This is a genomic window from Nonomuraea sp. SYSU D8015 (genome assembly GCF_008065375.1).
GTDB lineage: Bacteria > Actinomycetota > Actinomycetes > Streptosporangiales > Streptosporangiaceae > Nonomuraea.
Genome location: NZ_VJYI01000009.1, coordinates 318,413 through 335,469, shown reverse-complemented (window position 1 = coordinate 335,469; position 17,057 = coordinate 318,413). Strand labels below are relative to the sequence as shown.

General features: G+C 71.5%; 14 protein-coding genes. 10 read left to right on the top strand and 4 right to left on the bottom strand.

Annotated features, from left to right (window positions below):
• Nucleotides 1–2 precede the first annotated feature (2 nt).
• From ID574_RS33785 to ID574_RS33770, 4 genes are all read left to right on the top strand, one after another.
• A complete protein-coding gene (locus ID574_RS33785) occupies nt 3–1,037 on the top strand; it encodes a FecCD family ABC transporter permease (protein WP_188193038.1) in 1,035 nt (344 codons plus the stop codon).
• Nucleotides 1,034–1,807 carry an ABC transporter ATP-binding protein gene (locus tag ID574_RS33780; RefSeq protein ID WP_188193037.1) on the top strand — a complete coding sequence of 258 codons (774 nt, stop codon included), beginning with the start codon at nt 1,034–1,036 and terminating at the stop codon, nt 1,805–1,807. The genes ID574_RS33785 and ID574_RS33780 overlap by 4 nt, the downstream gene beginning before the upstream one ends.
• Complete coding sequence (locus tag ID574_RS33775; RefSeq protein WP_188193036.1) at nt 1,804–2,442, top strand: adenosylcobinamide amidohydrolase; 639 nt, start codon at nt 1,804–1,806, stop codon at nt 2,440–2,442. Before ID574_RS33780 ends, ID574_RS33775 begins: the two co-directional genes overlap by 4 nt.
• 233 nt (nt 2,443–2,675) lie before the next feature.
• Entirely contained in the window at nt 2,676–3,077 is a 402-nt protein-coding gene (locus ID574_RS33770) for a Uma2 family endonuclease (protein WP_188193035.1), read from the top strand.
• Here ID574_RS33770 and ID574_RS33765 read toward each other — a convergent pair.
• Both ID574_RS33765 and ID574_RS33760 read right to left on the bottom strand, forming a co-directional pair.
• The gene (locus tag ID574_RS33765) at nt 3,035–4,735 is read right to left on the bottom strand and encodes a hydantoinase B/oxoprolinase family protein (RefSeq protein WP_188193034.1); all 1,701 of its coding nucleotides are present in this window, start codon (nt 4,733–4,735) and stop codon (nt 3,035–3,037) included. The genes ID574_RS33770 and ID574_RS33765 overlap by 43 nt on opposite strands.
• Nucleotides 4,732–6,750, bottom strand: coding sequence for a hydantoinase/oxoprolinase family protein (locus ID574_RS33760; RefSeq protein ID WP_188193033.1), 2,019 nt, complete (start codon nt 6,748–6,750; stop codon nt 4,732–4,734). Before ID574_RS33760 ends, ID574_RS33765 begins: the two co-directional genes overlap by 4 nt.
• Nucleotides 6,751–6,855: 105 nt before the next feature.
• On the opposite strand from ID574_RS33760, the gene ID574_RS33755 reads away from it, so the two are divergent.
• From ID574_RS33755 to ID574_RS33730, 6 genes are all read left to right on the top strand, one after another.
• Nucleotides 6,856–8,319, top strand: a complete 1,464-nt coding sequence (locus tag ID574_RS33755) for a zinc ribbon domain-containing protein (RefSeq protein WP_188193032.1) — start codon at nt 6,856–6,858, stop codon at nt 8,317–8,319.
• Entirely contained in the window at nt 8,319–10,019 is a 1,701-nt protein-coding gene (locus ID574_RS33750) for a serine/threonine protein kinase (protein WP_188193141.1), read from the top strand. Before ID574_RS33755 ends, ID574_RS33750 begins: the two co-directional genes overlap by 1 nt.
• A gap of 70 nt (nt 10,020–10,089) precedes the next feature.
• Nucleotides 10,090–10,746, top strand: a complete 657-nt coding sequence (locus ID574_RS33745; protein ID WP_188193031.1) for a response regulator — start codon at nt 10,090–10,092, stop codon at nt 10,744–10,746.
• A gap of 70 nt (nt 10,747–10,816) precedes the next feature.
• Nucleotides 10,817–13,018, top strand: coding sequence for a DUF6421 family protein (locus ID574_RS33740; protein WP_188193030.1), 2,202 nt, complete (start codon nt 10,817–10,819; stop codon nt 13,016–13,018).
• Entirely contained in the window at nt 13,015–13,644 is a 630-nt protein-coding gene (locus tag ID574_RS33735; RefSeq protein WP_188193029.1) for an SDR family NAD(P)-dependent oxidoreductase, read from the top strand. Before ID574_RS33740 ends, ID574_RS33735 begins: the two co-directional genes overlap by 4 nt.
• A complete protein-coding gene (locus ID574_RS33730; RefSeq protein WP_188193028.1) occupies nt 13,641–14,702 on the top strand; it encodes a threonine aldolase family protein in 1,062 nt (353 codons plus the stop codon). Before ID574_RS33735 ends, ID574_RS33730 begins: the two co-directional genes overlap by 4 nt.
• Nucleotides 14,703–14,921: 219 nt before the next feature.
• Here the strand turns inward: ID574_RS33730 and ID574_RS33725 are convergent, their stop codons facing one another.
• Together ID574_RS33725 and ID574_RS33720 are read right to left on the bottom strand one after the other, a co-directional pair.
• Entirely contained in the window at nt 14,922–16,346 is a 1,425-nt protein-coding gene (locus ID574_RS33725) for a phytoene desaturase family protein (protein WP_188193027.1), read from the bottom strand.
• A 4-nt stretch (nt 16,347–16,350) separates the two neighbouring features.
• On the bottom strand, nt 16,351–16,983 hold the full coding sequence (locus ID574_RS33720; protein WP_188193026.1) for a DUF305 domain-containing protein: 633 nt from the start codon (nt 16,981–16,983) through the stop codon (nt 16,351–16,353).
• Between the last annotated feature and the right edge of the window lie 74 nt (nt 16,984–17,057).

The following is a 17,057-nucleotide window of genomic DNA, read 5'->3' as shown; positions in this document are numbered from 1 at the left end:
CCATGGCGACGCAGGCCGGCCCGTCCAGGGCCAGACCCCTCTGGGTGGCGGGCGCCCTGGGCGTGCTGGCCGCGTCCATGATCGCCGGACTCCTCGACGGGGCCGCCGACATCTCGCCGTGGCAGGTGGTGCTCCAGGCGGTGGACTGGCTGCCGTTCGTCCACGTCGACTCGGGCCTGGCGCCCGTCGAGCAGGGGCTGCTGTACGAGCTGCGGCTGCCCAGGGTGCTCGTCGCCGCCGTGGTCGGCGGGCTGCTGGCCATGGCCGGGGCCGCCTACCAGGGCGTGTTCCGCAACCCGCTCGCCGACCCGTACCTGCTGGGCGCGGCCGCCGGCGCGGGACTGGCCGCGACGGTCGCCATCGTGGCGCTGCCCGCCGTGGCGCAGAGCATCCCTGTGGCCGCGTTCATCGGGGCCGTGGGGGGCGTGTTCCTGGCCTACATGCTCGGCAACACGGCCGGGCGCGCCGGCGGAACCGCCACGCTGGTGCTGGCCGGGGTGGCGGTCACCTCGTTCCTGACCGCGATCCAGACGTTCGTGCAGCAGTTCAAGGTCGAGGAGTTGCAGCGCATCTACTCGTGGATCCTCGGCGACGTCGGCGGTGGCTGGGACCAGCTCTGGCTGGTGCTCCCGTACGCCGTCGTCTCCACCGTTCTGCTCCTGCTGCACGGGCGCATGCTCGACGTGCTGTCCGTCGGCGACGAGGAGGCCACCAGCCTGGGCCTGCGGGCGGCCAGGGTGCGCTTCGCGGTGCTGCTGGCGGCCTCGTTGGCCACCGCGGCGGCCGTGGCGGTGAGCGGGCTGATCGGGTTCGTGGGCATCGTGGTCCCGCACGTGGTGCGGCGGCTGGCGGGCGGTTCGTACCGGATCGTGCTGCCCCTGTCGCTGATCGGCGGAGCCGCGTTCCTCGTGCTGGCCGACCTCGTCGCCCGCACCGTCCTCGCGCCGGCCGAGCTGCCGATCGGCGTGGTCACGATGTTCGTGGGGGCGCCGTTCTTCGTCGCGGTCCTGCGCATGACCAGGCGGGCGGTCGCGTGATCGAGACCCGGGGCCTGTCGGTGCGGCTCGGCGAGCGCGAGGTCGTCCGCGACGTCGGCTTGCGGGTGCGCCGCGGCGAGTGGCTGGCGATCATCGGGCCGAACGGGGCCGGCAAGTCCACCCTGCTCAAGGCCGTCATGGGGCTGGTGGCGCACCGGGGGGACGTCACGCTCTCCGGGCGGCCGGCGGCGGGGCTGAAGCCACGGGAGCGGGCCAGGCTGCTGGCGTACGCGCCGCAGACGCCCGCCCTGCCGCCCGACATGACCGTCTTCGACTACGCGCTGCTGGGGCGCACGCCGTACATCCCGTATTTAGGACGCGAGAGCCGCCACGACCGCGACGTCACCGCCTCCGTGCTCGACCGGCTCGACCTCGGCGCCCTCGCTGCGCGTCCCGTCGGGGAGCTGTCCGGCGGGGAACGGCAACGCGTCGTCCTGGCCAGGGCGCTCGTCCAGCAGGCCCCCGTGCTCCTGCTCGACGAGCCGACCACCGCGCTCGACCTCGGCCACCAGCAGCAGGTGCTGGAGCTGGTGGACCGGCTCAGACGCGCCGACGGGCTCACCGTCGTCACCACCCTGCACGACCTGACCGTGGCCGGCCTGTACGCCGACGCGCTGCTCCTGCTCGCCGACGGCCGCGCCGTCGCCTCCGGCGACCCCGCCCAGGTGCTCACCGAGGAATTGGTCGGACGGCACTTCGACGCCCATGTGAAGATCGAGCCGGGGCCGGACGGGCGGCCCGTCGTCCTCTTGGTCAGGGGAGGGTCGTGAAGCTGACGTATCGGGTGGAGGAGGGGGTGCGGCTCGGGGCCCTGCTGTGGGAGTTCGGGCCGGGCTGGCGGATGATCTCCTCGGCGATGCTCGGCGGGGGGATCGGGGAGCGCGAGTGGGTGCTGAACGCGCAGGTCGTGGCCGGATATTCGCGGATGGACCCCGTCGATCATCTCCTCTCGCTGGGGCCCGCGGGCGCCGGGGTCGGGATGATGACCGCCGCGTCGGTCGATCGGTACGTGCGCGCGGCGGACGGCGGCGCAGAGGCCTTCGCGACCGTGGGGTTACGCGTCCCCACCTGGGCGGCCGCCCCGGAGGGTTTCCAGGATCCGGAGCTGGCCCCGATGCGGGTGGGCACCGTCAACATCGTGGCCGTGGTGCCTGTGGCCATGACGGACGCCGCCCTGGTGAACGCCGTCATGACCGTCACGGAGGCCAAGTCGCAGGCGTTGATCGAGGCCGGGTTCCCGTGCACGGGGACGGCGTCGGACGCTGTGTGCGTGGCCGTGCCCGTCGAGGGGACGCCGGAGTTGTTCGGGGGGCCTCGGTCGGAGTGGGGGGCTCGGGTGGCGCGGGCCGTGCATGCGGCGGTGCGGCAAGGCGCCGAAGCGTGGCGGTCTCGTGACTCAAAGTGAGGAAATCCGGGGAAGTAGCATGTGGGCGAGGGCGAGACTCCCGATACTGAATGGGTGACCGCGATGGCGACGATCGAACCGACGGAGCGCACGGCATTTCCGGCCGCGCCGTTCACCGTCGACGACCTGTTCAACTTCCCCGATGACGGGAACCGTTACGAGCTCTTCAACGGGAGCCTGGTAGTGAGCCCTGCCCCCACCCCCTGCACCAGGACGCGCTCTTCCGGCTGCAGATGCTTCTCCACCAGGCGGTGCCGTCGCATCTGAAGGTGTTCTCCACGGTCAACGTGCGCGCGTCGGACACGGACTTCTACATCCCGGACCTGGTCGTGGTGCCCAAGGGCAGGTTCGAGTCGGTCAAACTCATGTTCACGCCCGAGGACGTGCTGCTCGCTGTGGAGGTGGTCAGTCCGAGCACGAAGACACGTGACCGGGCGACCAAGGTGGAGGCATATGCCAAGGCCGGCATTCCCACTTACTGGCGTGTAGAGCTCGACGAAGGGCCGACGCTCTACGTCTACGACCTCGACGGCGACTCCTACAGAGGGCCCGTCGCGCACAAGGCCGGGACCCTCGCATCACTGACGGCGCCCTACCCGATCAGCTTCGATCCTGCCGACCTGATCGAGGACTGAGTCTCGGCCCCGTAGTCCTCGGCCGCCCCTCGGGGCGTGACGCGCCCCGCCTCGAGGTCGGCCAGGACCGCCGCCGGGTCCCGTTCGCTCGGCGGGCCGAGGCCGGCGCCGCCGGTGGTCTCCACGATGAACGCCTCTCCGGCCGCGAATCGCACATTGTTGACCTTCGACGCGAGCCGTTCCACCGTCCCGTCCAGGTGGCGCTTGAAGAACCCGCCCACCCGGCCCGGCAGACCGCCGTCCCTGCCCGGGGGCGGGAGGCGGAGGCGGTCACCGCGGGTCGTGACGTGGCAGTCGGCCAGGAAGCGGTAGACGGTCCGCGACCCCAGCCCGCCCCGGAAGCGTCCGGGGCCGCCCGAGTCCGGGATCGTCTCGATCGACTCGACGATCAGCGGGCAGCGGCTCTCCACCGGCTCGGCCTGCGGCACCGAGTTGCGGCCGACCCCGAAGTGCACGCCCGTCGCGTCCGGCCCGTCCAGCCCCTGCCGGGCGCCCACGCCGCCGAAGTCGTACGACAGATGGATCCAGTACGGCGCCCCCACGGCGGCGATCGAGAACGGCTGCAGGATCCCGCTCGGCGCGATCGCCCGTTCGGGCACCGCGTCCGACAGGGCCTGGAAGACGGCCTCCATGGCGGCGTAGATCGGGACGTACCGGCCGCCGCAGGGGTACGGGGAGCGGGCGTTCAGCAGCGAGCCCTCGGGCAGGCGGACGTCGATGGCGCGCAGGCAGCCGTCGTTCATCGGGATCGTCGGGTCCAGGAAGCAGCGGACCGCGAAGACGGCCGCCGCCAGGGACTGCGAGGCCGAGGCGTTGACGGCGGCGGGGACCTGCGGGTCGGTGCCCGCGAAGTCGAGCACGGCGCCGGTGGCGTCGAGAGTGACGGCGACGCGGATGTGGTGTGATTTTTCGGGATTTATCCCGTCGTCATCGATCGGGTACGCCGCCTCGAACCGGCCCTCAGGCAGCTCGGCCAGCGAGGCGCGGGTCCTGGCCTCCGTGTAGTCCAGGTAGTCGTCGACGCCGGCCGCCAGGCCCTCTACGCCGTACTCGCCGATCAGCGACTCGAGGCGGGCGGCGGCCACCGCCGTGCCCGCCACGAGCGCCCGTACATCACCCATGACCTTGTCCGGGGTGCGGCTGTTGGCCCGCAGTATGGCCTCCATGGCCGGTTCGATCCCGTCGGCGGTGGCCAGGCGGACCGGCGGGAGCTGCAGGCCCTCCAGGAAGATGTCCGTGGCCAGCGGGGCCATCCCGCCTGCCGAGAGGCCGCCCAGGTCGGAGACGTGGATCATGGTGGCGGTGAAGTAGGCGGGGGTTCCGCCGACGAAGACCGGCCGGTAGACGAGCAGGTCGTTGGTGTGCACGCCGCCCCGGTAGGCGTCGTTGAGCACGTACACGTCGCCGGGGCGCATCGTCTCCAGGGGGATGTCCTCGATCAGCTCCGGGAGGGCGACCTTGAGCGCCATGCTGTTCATGAGCGTGGTGGCCATGGAGTGGGCGATCAGACGGCCTCGGGCGTCCAGGACGGCGGCCGACGCGTCGGAGCCCTCCACGATGAACGTCGAGTACGCCGAGCGCACCACCACGATGCTGGCCTCCTCCGCGGCCACGACCAGCGCGTTCCTCAGCACCTCCGCGGTGAGGGCGTCGCTCATGGGCTCTCGCTCCCGCGGGTCAGGTGGACGGCGTGGGACTCGGTGAGGGCGGCGGTCCAGGCGGGCGGCACGACGATCGTGGACTCGGTGTCCTCGACGATGGCCGGGCCGTGGAGGGTGCGTTCCATGGTGTCCCTGGTGTGGACGGGGGTTTCGACGTAGCCGCCCAGCTCGGGGAAGTACGCCCTTCTGGCGCCAGGAGGGTGCGGTTCGGCCGGGGGAGGGGCGGGCGTCGGCGCGGTGGACCGTGCGTGGGCGTCGGCGGGGGTCGTCAGGCGGATGCGGTAGCTGACCAGCTCGATCTCGCCCTCCTGCGCGATCCCGTACACCTGCCTGTAGCGGTCGCAGAACCGGGACGCGAGCACCTCCCGGGAGGGAGACCAGTCGACGGTCAGGTCGTGGGACTGGCCCTTGAAGCGGACGTCCACCGAACGCAGCAGCCGCACCGCCGGGTCCGAGAGCGAGACGCCCAGGTCGGCCGCGGCCTCCTCGGCGAGCGAGGTGAAGACGGCCTCAGGGTCGGGCGCGTCCAGGCGGGACAGGACGCGGTCCGTGGAAAGGTCCCCGGCCAGCAGGCCCGCCGCCGACGCCACCCCGCAGTACGCGGGCACCACCACCGTGGAGATCCCGAACCGCTCGGCCACCCGCGCCGCGTGCATCGGCCCGGCGCCGCCGAAGGCGACCAGGGCGAAGCCGCGCGGGTCGATCCCGCGCTGGACCGTGACCACGTGCACGGCCGACGCCATCGAGGCGCTGACGATCTCGTGCACGGCGTACGCGGCCTCCTCCCGCGACACCCCCAGCGGCCCCGCGAGCCGGTCGAGTGCCTTGTCCGCCAGCGCCGGCGACAGCGGGATAGAGGCCGAGGAGAGGTAGCCGAGCACCAGGTTCGCGTCCGTGACGGTCGGCTCGGAGCCGCCCAGGCCGTAGCAGGCGGGGCCGGGGGACGAGCCGGCCGAGTGCGGGCCCACGCGCAGCGCCCCCGCCGCGTCGAGCCAGGCCACGCTGCCGCCGCCCGCCCCCACCTCCGCCAGGTCGATGGCCGGCGTCTTGATCGGCACGCCGGTGCCCGCCCGCCGCCCGCCGAAACTCCCCTTGCCGCCCACGTGGAACTCGTGGGTGATCTCGGGCCGCCCGCCGCGCACCACGCATGCCTTGGCGGTGGTGCCGCCCATGTCGAACGAGATCACGTCCGCGAACCCGGCCCCGGCCGCCGCCAGCACACCCGCCGCCGGGCCGGACTCGATCGTGGCCACCGCCCGCCGGGCGGCCAGCTCGGCGGAGATCACGCCGCCGCTCGACTCCATGACGTGGATGGGCGCGTGGATGCCGAGGCCGGCGAGCCGGGTGCGCAGCTGCGAAAGGTAAGAGGCCATCAATGGGCCGATATATGCGGACATGATGGTGGTGGTGGCGCGCTCGTATTCGCGGATTTCCGGCCACACCTCCGACGAGGTCACCACATTGGGGACCGATTCCCGCAGGATCGCCGCCACCTGGCGCTCGTGTGCCGGATTGGCATAGGAGTGCAGCAGGCACACGGCCGCCGACCCGATGCCCCGTCGCGCGATCTCCGCCGCCACGCGCCGTACCGAATCGGCATCGAGCGGGGTCAGCACCTCGCCGCGCGCCGAGACCCGCTCCACCACCTCGAAGCAGTCCTCCGCGGCGACCGGGGGAGGGGGCGGCGAGAAGCGCAGGTCGTACCGGTCCTCCTCGACGCGGGCGTAGCGGCCGAGCGGGATGGCCGCGCGGAAGCCCCGGGTCGTGACATAGGCGACCCGCACGCCCTTGCGTTCGAGCACCGCGTTGGTGGCCAGCGTGGTGGCGTGCACCACTCGTCTGACCTGCGCCGGGTCGCGGTCGGCGAGCGCCTGTGTAACGCCGGTGAGGATTCCGGCGATGGGGTCATGGGGGGTGCTCAGACATTTGGCCACGGAAATGGCGCCGGACGTGCCTCGAAGGACCACGTCGGTGAAGGTGCCGCCGACATCGACGCCGATCACGTAGTCCATTCGGGTACGTTATGCCCCCTAACAAGCGCTTGTCTATCGGCCCCTCTATTGACTTACGGCACCTGATTGGGACCCTGGTCCTATTCCTGCGTTTTGGGAGCGGAGATGGCGCGCCTCACAGCTCTGGCCGGTGGCGTCGCGGTGGCAGTGTTGCTGACCGCGATGCCGGTCGCGGCTCACGAGCATCCGAGCGGGATCACCGACCTGGTGACCCCTGCCGTGGTGCGCGTGGAAGCCGTGTCCCATGTGGAGATCACCCTGCTCGATCACATCGGCGAGCTGAAACACGTGGAGCGGTCCTATGACATCCCGTTCGGGTCGGGCACGGGCACCGTGGTCAACCCCGACGGGACGATCGTCGGGCTGCGCCGTTTCGCGGTCAACGACGACGACGTCGCCGTCTACGCGGCCAACAAGATCTTCGCCGAGCACCACAAGGTGAAGATCCCCGCCGACTACAAGAAGCACAAGCTCTCCGACGATCAGCTCAACCGCCACCTCCAGGCGTGCTACCCGCCCAAGAGCGACACCGCCACCTGCATCATCAACGTCACCACCGAGATCACGGCCTACCCCAACGTGTCCCCGCCCAGCGCCGACGGCTTCAAGGTCAAGTGCATCAAGGCCGGCCCCACGCCCGACAGCCCCGCCGTGCTGGTGCCGGTGGCCCCGGTCACGGGCAGCGTGGGCATGCCGACCGCGCCGCTCGCCGACAAGGTGCCCGACCAGGAGGGCTCGCCCACCAGCATCGCCGGATTCCTCGGCCGGCCGGGGCCGAACGTGGCGCACACCGTCGAGATCGCCCACCTGAGCAAGGGCGGCGGCCAGGGAGCGACCGGCAGGCCGTTCGCCGACCCCGAGAAGAAGGTGGATGAGCCGGTCAAGCTGGGCGGCCTGGCCGACAAGGGAATGGCGGGCGCGCCGGTGATCGGCGACAAGAACGGCCACGTCATCGGCCTGCTCGTCGGCGGCGGCAAAGAAGGCAAGATGATCGGGGTCAGGGAGATCACCGGCATCCTGTCCCAGGCCAAGGTGGTGCCGCGCAGGGGCGCGATCGACACGGCCTTCGAGGCGGCGCTGACCCGCTACCACACCAAGTACTACACCGAGGCCGCGCCGGGCTTCCAGCGGGTGCTGGAGCTCTATCCCGGCAACGTGGTGGCCGCGGCGCTGCTGAAGACCTCGCTCGCCAAGCGGGGCGGCCCGGAGGACCAGGGCACCAAGCGGGTGGCGGCCGAGTCGTCCGGATCAACGCCGCTGTGGCCGTTCATCGTGGCGGCCGCGGTGCTTTTCCTGGCCGCCGGCGGCGGGGCGTATTTGTTGTGGCGTCGCCGCACTCCTGAAAAACCGACAGAACTGCCGCAGCCGCTGGCGACTGTTCCACCGCTCGACGACGGCGCCAACCAGACCGTGGTCGTGCGGCGGTCCCAGTCGTTCCAAGTGGTCCCGCAGCAGCAGCAGTTGATGACGGCGCAGGAGCCGGCGGTCAAATACTGCACCTCGTGCGGCATGAGGCTCGGGCCCGCGCACCGCTTCTGCGGCTACTGCGGTCACCCCATCGAGACGTGATGCAATTGAACGAAAGATCCCTCATCGGCCAGGAGGTGGCCGGTTATTACATCGAGGACATCGTGGGCAAGGGCGGCATGGCCGTCGTCTACCTGGCGCTCGATCCGAGGCTGAGCCGCCGCGTCGCGCTCAAGATCCTCAACCCGGTGCTCAGCGTGGACGACCGGTTCAGGCAGCGGTTCATCCTGGAGTCGCGGACGGTCGCCAGCATCGAGCATCCCAACATCATCCCGATCTACGAGGCCAACGCGGACGCCGACGGCGTGCTCTACATCGCCATGCGCTACGTCGACGGCCTCGACCTGCGCCGCCTCATCTACGACCGCGGACCGTTGCCGATCGGCCAGGCCAACCAGATCTTCGCCCAGGTGGCCGCCGCGCTCGACGCCGCCCACGCGCACGACCTCATCCACCGCGACGTCAAACCGGCCAACATCCTGCTGGCCGACAACCACGTCTACCTGACCGACTTCGGCATCACCAAGCACCGCTCGTCGATCTCCGGGCTGACACAGACCGACCAGTTCATCGGCACACCCCGGTACATGTCGCCGGAGCAGATCAACAAGGAGCACATCGACGGCCGGTGCGACCAGTACGCGCTGGCCTGCGTGGTCTACGAGTCGCTGACGGCGCGGCTGCCGTTCCAGCGGGAGAACGACATCGCCCTGCTGTGGGCGCACCTGGCCGAGCAGCCCGTGCCGCTGTCGCAGCTCAGGCCGGACCTGCCGCCGCAGATCGACGCCGTCATGATGCGCGCGCTGGCCAAGTCGCCGGAGCAGCGCTACGCGACCTGCACCGAGTTCGTCAACGCGCTGCGCGACGCGATCAGCGGGCCGTCGCACGAGGTCTTCCCGTCCGACCTCGCCGCCGGGTCGCACCTCGTACCCCGGCCGGGCGCCAGCCCGCACTCGGGACCGCACGCCGTGCCGCGCTCGGGAGCGCATGCGGCGCCGCACTCGGGCCCGCACTCAGGGCCCCACTCGGGACCGTCGTCAGGGCCGCACTCAGGGCCGCACTCGGGGCCCGGGCCGGCTGCGTTCGGGCAGCCGCCCGTGGGGGCGCCCCCCACGCAGCCCTCCGGGCGGAAGAAGCGCCCGGGGCGGGTGCCGATCGTGGCGGCCACGCTGGTCGCGGCCGTCGCCGCGCTCGCGCTGGTGGCCTTCACCATCATGAGCCACCGCGGCGACACCTGGTCGCGCTACCAGACCAGCACCGCCGCGCCGCTGACGTTCGACTATCCGGGCGACTGGGCCGTACGCACCCACCGCGACCTGTTCGCGGTGGCCTCGCCGCACGCCCAGGAGTTCGAGTCCCTCTTCGTGGCCGGCCCGGGCGCCGACTGGTCGACGATCTCCCAGATCGTCGCCGACGACCCCGAGTCCGCCTCCGGCGTGTACGTCCAGACCTCCGACACCCTCGACGCCGGCGGCGACTCCGAGCAGATGAAGGCCAAGATGGAGGTGCTGCTGCCGGGCGAGGTCGACCTCGGCAAGCCCGTACAGGACCAGGCCGGCAACAGCCCCGCCACCCGCTTCGACGGCTCTCTGCGCGACCCGGAGAGCGGCACCAGGCTCGCCTTCGTCAGCTACGTGATCGACCGCGAGCCCAAGACCATGCTCGTGATGTATTTCTGCGCCAAGACCACCTGCGACAACGCCACCCAGACCCGCATCAGGCAGAGCGTGCACGTGTCGTGACTTGTAACTCACTTGTGCCCGGCTTGACCTGGGTGTTCAAGGCATACGCCCGGAGTCTACCCTCCGGCTTGTGGGCATTCGCATAGTCATCGCCGACGACCAGGCGATGGTCAGGGCCGGGTTACGCATGGTCGTCGATAGCGACCCTGGCATGGAAGTCGTCGGCGAGGCCGCCGACGGGCGGGAGGCCATCGCCGTGGCCCGGCGCACCCGCCCGGACATCGTCTTGATGGACATCTCGATGCCCAGACTGGACGGGCTGTCCGCGGCCAAGGAGCTGCTGGACGCCCCGGCGCCCCCGAAGATCATCACGCTGACCACGTTCGACACCGACGAGAACCTCTACGCCGCGCTGCGCGCCGGCACCAGCGGCTTCCTGCTGAAGGTCTCGCCGCCGGAGCAACTGCTGGAGGCGATCAGGGTGGTGCACGCCGGGGACGCGCTGCTCGACCCGGCGGTGACCAGCCGGGTGATCGCCACGTTCGCCGGGCGGGCCGACCCGACGCCCTCGCCCATGCTGACCGAGCTGACGCCGCGTGAGCTGGAGGTGCTGCGGCTGCTGGCGCGGGGCCTCACCAACGCGGAGATCGCCGGGGAGCTGTACGTGGGGGAGGCCACGGTCAAGACGCACGTGGCGCGGGTGCTGATGAAGCTCTCTCTGCGCGATCGGGCTCAGGCCGTGGTGTTCGCGTACGAGTCCGGCGTCGTCCGGCCGGGCGCGGCCTAAGGGTTTGGTGGGTTAGTGGCTTCTGTGTGTATATTTTCCTGCATCTAGCGGAGGATTCAGGAGATATTTCATGCGAGCGTTCCCCCGGGTGTTGTTCGACGAGGCTCACAGCGAGTCGTGGACCGTACGGCGTGAGGTGGCCGAGGCCATCAACCCCGCCCATCCCGACGACAACAGCTACGCCCGGGCCGCGGAGCTGCTGCGGCACCTGGGGCACACGGTCACCGTTCACGCGTCCGGCGCGCTCGTCCCCGAGGTGCTGGCCGAGCAGGACGTCCTGGTGATCGCGCACCCGTCGGGGGAGCGGTGGGAGCGGACCACCGGCGCGGGCAGCCCTGTCTTCTCCGCCGCCGAGCTGGACGCGATCGAGGCGTACGTCGCCGCCGGCGGCGGGCTGGTGGTGCTGGCCGAGGAGGAGCAGGACAAGTACGGCAACAACCTGCGCGAGCTGCTCGGCCGGTTCGGCGTCGGGATCGAGCACGCCACCGTGCGCGACCCCAAGAACGCGCACCGGGGCGTGGCCACCTGGGTGCTCGCCGCCCGCGCGACCACGGACGGACTGCTCGCGGGCGTCGGGACGGCCTGCTTCTACCGCACCGGCGTCCTGACGCTGACGCCCGGCGGCACGGCGTCCGGGGGGCTGGCGTCCGAGGGCCCGGCTTCCGGCGGCCTGGCTTCCGGCGGCCTGGCTTCCGGCGGCCTGGCTTCCGGCGGCCTGGCTTCCGAGGGGACGGCTTCCGAGGGGAAGGCATGTGAGGGGATGGTTCTGTTCACGACCTCCGCCACCGCCGACCCGGCGGGCGCTCCGCTCGCGGTCGCCGTCCGGCACGGCCGGGGCCGCGTCGTCGTGTTCGCCGACTCCGACCTGTTCGGCGACGACTCCATCGACGACTACGACCACCGCAGGCTGTGGGGCAACGTGGTCACCTGGGTCGCCCGCGTGCCCGTCGCCGACGGGGCCGCCGGGGCGCGCGACGAGGCCAAGGCCGCGGTCTTCGCCCGGCTCAAGGCGGCCGTCGAGGAGCTCAGGCCGCTCCAGGTCAAGGACGGTTCGGTGCCGGGGGAGGGCAAGGAGCGGGCGGCGGCGCTGGTGGCGCGGATCGCCGAGCACGTGGGCGAAATATCGCCATATTTCCCCCATGACGCCGCGTACCTCCAGGCCGTCCAGCGCGACCTCGCCGCCTGGGCCGACGGCGGCCTCGGCGTGCCCGACTTCCTTGACTCGCTCGACCTCTTCCACCCCGACACCCAGCGCGTGGACGGTCTGGAGCACGTCGTGGTCTTCCCGATGTACACCCAGAACGGCAACCCGAACCGCAACCTCGAGGCCGTCTGGATCCGCACCGTCTGGCCCGACTGGCTGGCCGAGTTGGAGGCGAACGGCTACGACAACCCGATGTTCGTGCCGATCGCGTTCGAGGACTTCACCTCCGGCTACGACACGCACTCCGCCGTGCTCTTCCCCGAGACGGTCGCGGTGCGCCAGACGCCCGCCCGCTTCACCTGGGGCGGCATCTTCGCCGACCGCGAGGCCGCCAGGTTCCGGAGGGTGTCGCAGGCGGCCGTGGGCACGCTCAACCTCGCCCTGCCGCCGGACGCCGCCAGGCTGCTGGCCTCGCAGCAGCTCGCGCAGGACACGTTCGTGCTGTGGGACCTCGTCCACGACCGCACGCACAGCCACGGCGACCTGCCGTTCGACCCCTTCATGATCAAGCAGCGGATGCCGTACTGGCTGTACTCGCTGGAGGAGCTGCGCTGCGACCTGACCGCGTTCGGCGAGGCGGTGAAGCTGGAGCGGCAGGGAGTGCCGTATGCCAGGTACGTGCAGGTGGCGATCCTGTTCGACCGGCTGTTCAGGTTCCCGATCAGCGGGGACCGGGTGCGGAACTACGACGGGCTCGGCGGCCAGCTGCTCTTCGCGTACCTGCACCGCAACGACGTCGTGCGGTGGACGGACAACCGGCTGTCGATCGACTGGGAGCGGGTCGCGGACGGGGTCGCCGACCTGCGGGGCGAGGTCGAGAAGCTCTACCGGGACGGCATCGACCGGTCGAAGCTGGCGCACTGGCTGGCGGCGTACGAGCTGGTGAGCTCGTACGTGGCGCCGCACCCCGCCTCCACCTGGGCGAAGGGGATCGACGCGCTGCCGGAGGAGCAGAAGGCCAAGGTGGACGCGGTGCTGCCGGACGAGTTCCCGCTGAGCATGTTCTACGAGGCGCTGCGCCGTAAGCTGGCCGATGTGGTCGAATCGACTAAGGGGCTTCGCGCATGATCATTTTGGTGACCGGGGCCGGGGGCCCCACGGGTGAGGCCGTAACTGGATATTTCCGGAAAAATGGTCACACCGTGATCGGGGTCGACAAGGACGACGTCGATCTCCTCGACCGCGCGGCCGTGGAGCGGCTGGCCGAGAGCATCGACCGCGAGCACGGGCGCGTGGACGGCGTGGTGCACCTGGTCGGCGGCTGGCGCGGGTCCAGCACGTTCGCCGAGACCAGCCTCGACGACTGGGACCTCCTGCACGACCTGTTGATCCGCACCCTCCAGCACGTGTCGCTCGCCTTCGAGCCGCTGCTGCGCCGCAGCGACAACGGCCGCTTCGTGATCGTCTCCGCGAAGGCGGCCGAGCGGCCGACCGCCGGCGGCGCCGTGTACGCGGCGGCCAAGGCGGCGGCGGAGGCGTGGACGCTCGCGCTGGCCGACGCCCTGTCGGAAACGAACAGCGCGGCGGTGATCCTCGTGGTCAAGGCCCTGGTCAACGACGCCATGCGGGCCGCCAAACCGGACGCGGCCTTCCCCGGCTTCACCGACGTCAACGACCTGGCGGCGGCGATCGGAGGCCTCTACGACCGCCCCGCCGCCGAGATCAACGGCATCCGATTGGACCTCACTTCTTGATTCCCCGGCACGACCCCCAGCACAAGACGTTCGCCAGCGACAACTATGCCGGCGTGCACCCGGAGATTCTCCAGGCCATCGCGACCGCCAACGGCGGCCACCAGATCTCCTACGGCGACGACGCGTACACCGAGGCCCTGCAGGACGTCTTCAAGCAGCACTTCGGCGAGCAGGCGCAGGTGTGGCCCGTCTTCAACGGCACGGCCGCGAACGTCGTCTCCCTCCGCGCCATGACCGCGCACTGGGAGGCCGTCATCTGCGCCGAGACCGCCCACATCAACACCGACGAGGGCGGCGCCCCCGAGGTCGCGGGTGGCATCAAGCTCCTCACCGTGCCCACCCCCGACGGCAAGCTCACGCCCGAGCTGATCGACCGGCAGGCGTGGGGCTTCGGCGACGTCCACCGGGCCCAGCCCCGCGTGGTCTCGATCTCCAACACCACCGAGCTGGGCACCCTCTACACGCCCGACGAGGTCGCCGCGATCTGCGCGCACGCCCACGAGCTGGGGCTGCTCGTCCACGTGGACGGCTCCCGCCTCACGAACGCGGCGGCGGCGCTGGACGTGCCCATGCGGGCGCTGACGACGGATGCCGGGGTGGACGTCCTGTCCTTCGGCGGCACCAAGATCGGACTCCTGTACGGCGAGGCAGTCGTCGTGCTCAACCCCGCCGCGGCCACCGGGATCGACTACATCCGCAAGACGTTCATGCAGCTGTCGTCGAAGATGCGGTTCGTCTCCGCGCAGTTCGAGGCGCTGCTGTCGGGCGATCTGTGGCTGCGGAACGCGCGCCGGGCCAACGCCATGGGACGGCGGCTGGCCGACGCGGTCCGCGACATCCCGGGCGTCGAACTGCCCCGGCCCGTGGAGGCGAACGCCGTCTTCGCCATCCTGCCCAGGGATGTGGCGGAACGCCTGCAGAAGCGGTTCCGCTTCTACACGTGGAACGAGGCGACGGGGGAGGTGCGGTGGATGTGCGCCTTCGACACGACGGAGTCCGACGTCGACGCCTTCGCCGCCGCCATCGCCGCCGAAATGACCACCGCCCTGCCCTCCTGACCCGCCCGGCGCGGCGTGGCTCCGCGGCGCGGGACGGCGGTGCCCGGCGCAACGTGTGCGGCGCTGCCCACGACGGCGCACCTCCCTCCTGCGGCGGAATCCGGGCGCGGCGCGTGCGGCCGGATTCGGGCGCGGCGGGATCGCCGGTGGGCGGGCGGTCACGTGGCACGCGGTCACGTGGCGGGAGCTGGGCGGCCTGCGTGCCGGTGGCGGCAGGCGTCAGGACGGGCGGGCCGGGCCGTCGTCGGAGCGCAGGGCCAGGCGGGCGGCCTGCCAGCCCCCCATCCCGTGCACCGAAGCCCCGGGCGGCGTAGAGGCCGAGCACAGGAAGACGCCCGGCAACGGGGTCCGCCACGGCGCGGGGGACCAGACCGGGCGCCTGACGAACTGCACCAGGCTGGCCAGCCCACCCGCGATGTCACCCCCCACCAGGTTCGGGTTGACCGCCTCCAGCTCCGCCGGCCCCATCGCGTGCCTGGCCAGCACCCGATCCCGGAACCCTGGCGCGTACCGCTCGATCTGGGTCTCGATGGCGTCCGTCATGTCGACGGCGGATCCATGGGGAACGTGGCAATAGGCCCACAACGTGTGCCCGCCCCGGGTCGGGTCGGCCGCGTACGGCTGGACGAGCAGCACGTACGGCCGCGGCGAGTGCCGCCCGGCGGCCATCTCCGCCTCGCTGAGCGCGATCTCCTCCAGCGTCCCGCCCAGGTGCACCGTGCCCGCCCCGGCCACCGCCGGGTCCCGCCACGGCACCGGCCCGTCCAGCGCCCAGTCCAGCTTGAACGCCCCGGGACCGTAGCGGAAGCGCTGGAGCCGCCGCCGGTAGCCGGCCGGCAGGTCGGCCATCGCGAGGAACTGCCTGGGCGTCACGTCGAGCACCACGGTCGGCGCGTCCAGTTCGGCCAGGCGGCGCACCCGGTGCCCGGTGACCGCCTCGCCGCCTAGGGACCTGAGCTCGGCCACCAGTGCGTCGGCGAGCACCTGCGAGCCGCCCCGCACGAGCGGCCAGCCCACGAGGTGGGCCAGGGACGCCAGCAGCAGGCCGTAGCCGGCGCTGATGGGGGAGCGCAGGTCGATCATGGAATGCGCGGCCATGCCCGCGATCAGCGCCCGGCCCTCGACGGTCCTGAACGCCCGCCGGGCGAACGTCGTGGCGGGCAGCGCGCCCGCGAGCCCGAACCTTACCGCCTGCGCGAACGCCCGCGGCGGGACGTCCCACGGCCCGAGGGGCTTGAGCAGCAGCTCCACCAGCGGGAACCCGGCCCGCGCCGTCGCGCCCACCGTAGCCAGCCACGCCCCCGCGTCGTGCCCGAGCCCCTCGGCGGTGCGGTGCGGGTCGCGGTGGACGAGCACGGCCGGACGGTCGTCCAGCGGGTGGGCGACCGGCACGGACGGATGGGCGAACTCCACGCCCTTGAGCTCCAGCCCGCGGAACACCGGGGAGGCCTGCGCCAGCGCCATCACGGTCGCGCAGAAGTCGTGCACCCGCCCGGGCAACGTCAGCTCGCCGGAGCGGAGCCCGCCGCCGAACCGGTCGGCCGCCTCCAGCAGCAGCACCTTCCGCCCGGCGCGGGCCAGGGTGACGGCGGCGACGAGCCCGTTGGGCCCTGAGCCCACGACGATGGCGTCGGCGTCCTTCACGGGGTCACCGGGGTGTCAGTATCGACGGGTAGGGCTGGGCGCCGCGCTTGTGCAGCAGGTCCGTCATGAGCTCGATCTCGCCGCTCTGCCCCTCGACGATCTTCTGCGCCATGCTCACCACCTCGCTGCGGGTGGACAGCTTGAGCAGGCCCTCTGCCATCTCCACGCCGCCCTCGTGGTGGCGGATCATCAGCTGCAGGAAGAGGATCTCGGCCTGCGTGCCCTGCGCCTCCTTGAGCTTGGCCAGCTCGTCCGGGGTGGCCATGCCGGGCATCGTGCCGGGCGCGGCCGTGGCGCCGCCGTGCCCGTGGCCACTCATCCAGGCCATCGGCTTCTGGTCGGTCGCCTGGGTGAGCTGCCACTGCTGCAGCCAGCCCAGGAACATGCCGCGCTGGTTGGCCTGGGTGTTGATGATGTCGAAGGCCAGGTTGTCGATCTCCTTGGCGGGGCGCTTGTCCCTGATGATGAACGCCATGTCGACGGCCTGCGCGTGATGCGCGGCCATGTCGCGGGCGAACCCGGCCTCGGGCGAGGAGTCGCCGGGCGTGCCCGAGCGACCGAAGAGCAGAAATGCGGCCGCGGCGAGCACCAGCACGGCGCAGACGGCGAGGACGGGTTTCCTGGCGGGCTTTTCCATGGCTCGTCCAGCGTACCCACCGGTGGGCGGGGGTCGTGATCGGACGCATATGTGCCTCTTATTCTCCGCATACG

Coding starts and splice junctions, on each gene's coding strand:
- ID574_RS33755 (WP_188193032.1), top strand. CDS start 6,856: ATGGCGCGCCTCACAGCTCTGGCCGGTGGCGTCGCGGTGGCAGTGTTG.
- ID574_RS33750 (WP_188193141.1), top strand. CDS start 8,319: ATGCAATTGAACGAAAGATCCCTCATCGGCCAGGAGGTGGCCGGTTAT.
- ID574_RS33735 (WP_188193029.1), top strand. CDS start 13,015: ATGATCATTTTGGTGACCGGGGCCGGGGGCCCCACGGGTGAGGCCGTA.
- ID574_RS33740 (WP_188193030.1), top strand. CDS start 10,817: ATGCGAGCGTTCCCCCGGGTGTTGTTCGACGAGGCTCACAGCGAGTCG.
- ID574_RS33770 (WP_188193035.1), top strand. CDS start 2,676: ATGCTTCTCCACCAGGCGGTGCCGTCGCATCTGAAGGTGTTCTCCACG.
- ID574_RS33720 (WP_188193026.1), bottom strand. CDS start 16,983: ATGGAAAAGCCCGCCAGGAAACCCGTCCTCGCCGTCTGCGCCGTGCTG.
- ID574_RS33760 (WP_188193033.1), bottom strand. CDS start 6,750: ATGGACTACGTGATCGGCGTCGATGTCGGCGGCACCTTCACCGACGTG.
- ID574_RS33785 (WP_188193038.1), top strand. CDS start 3: ATGGCGACGCAGGCCGGCCCGTCCAGGGCCAGACCCCTCTGGGTGGCG.
- ID574_RS33765 (WP_188193034.1), bottom strand. CDS start 4,735: ATGAGCGACGCCCTCACCGCGGAGGTGCTGAGGAACGCGCTGGTCGTG.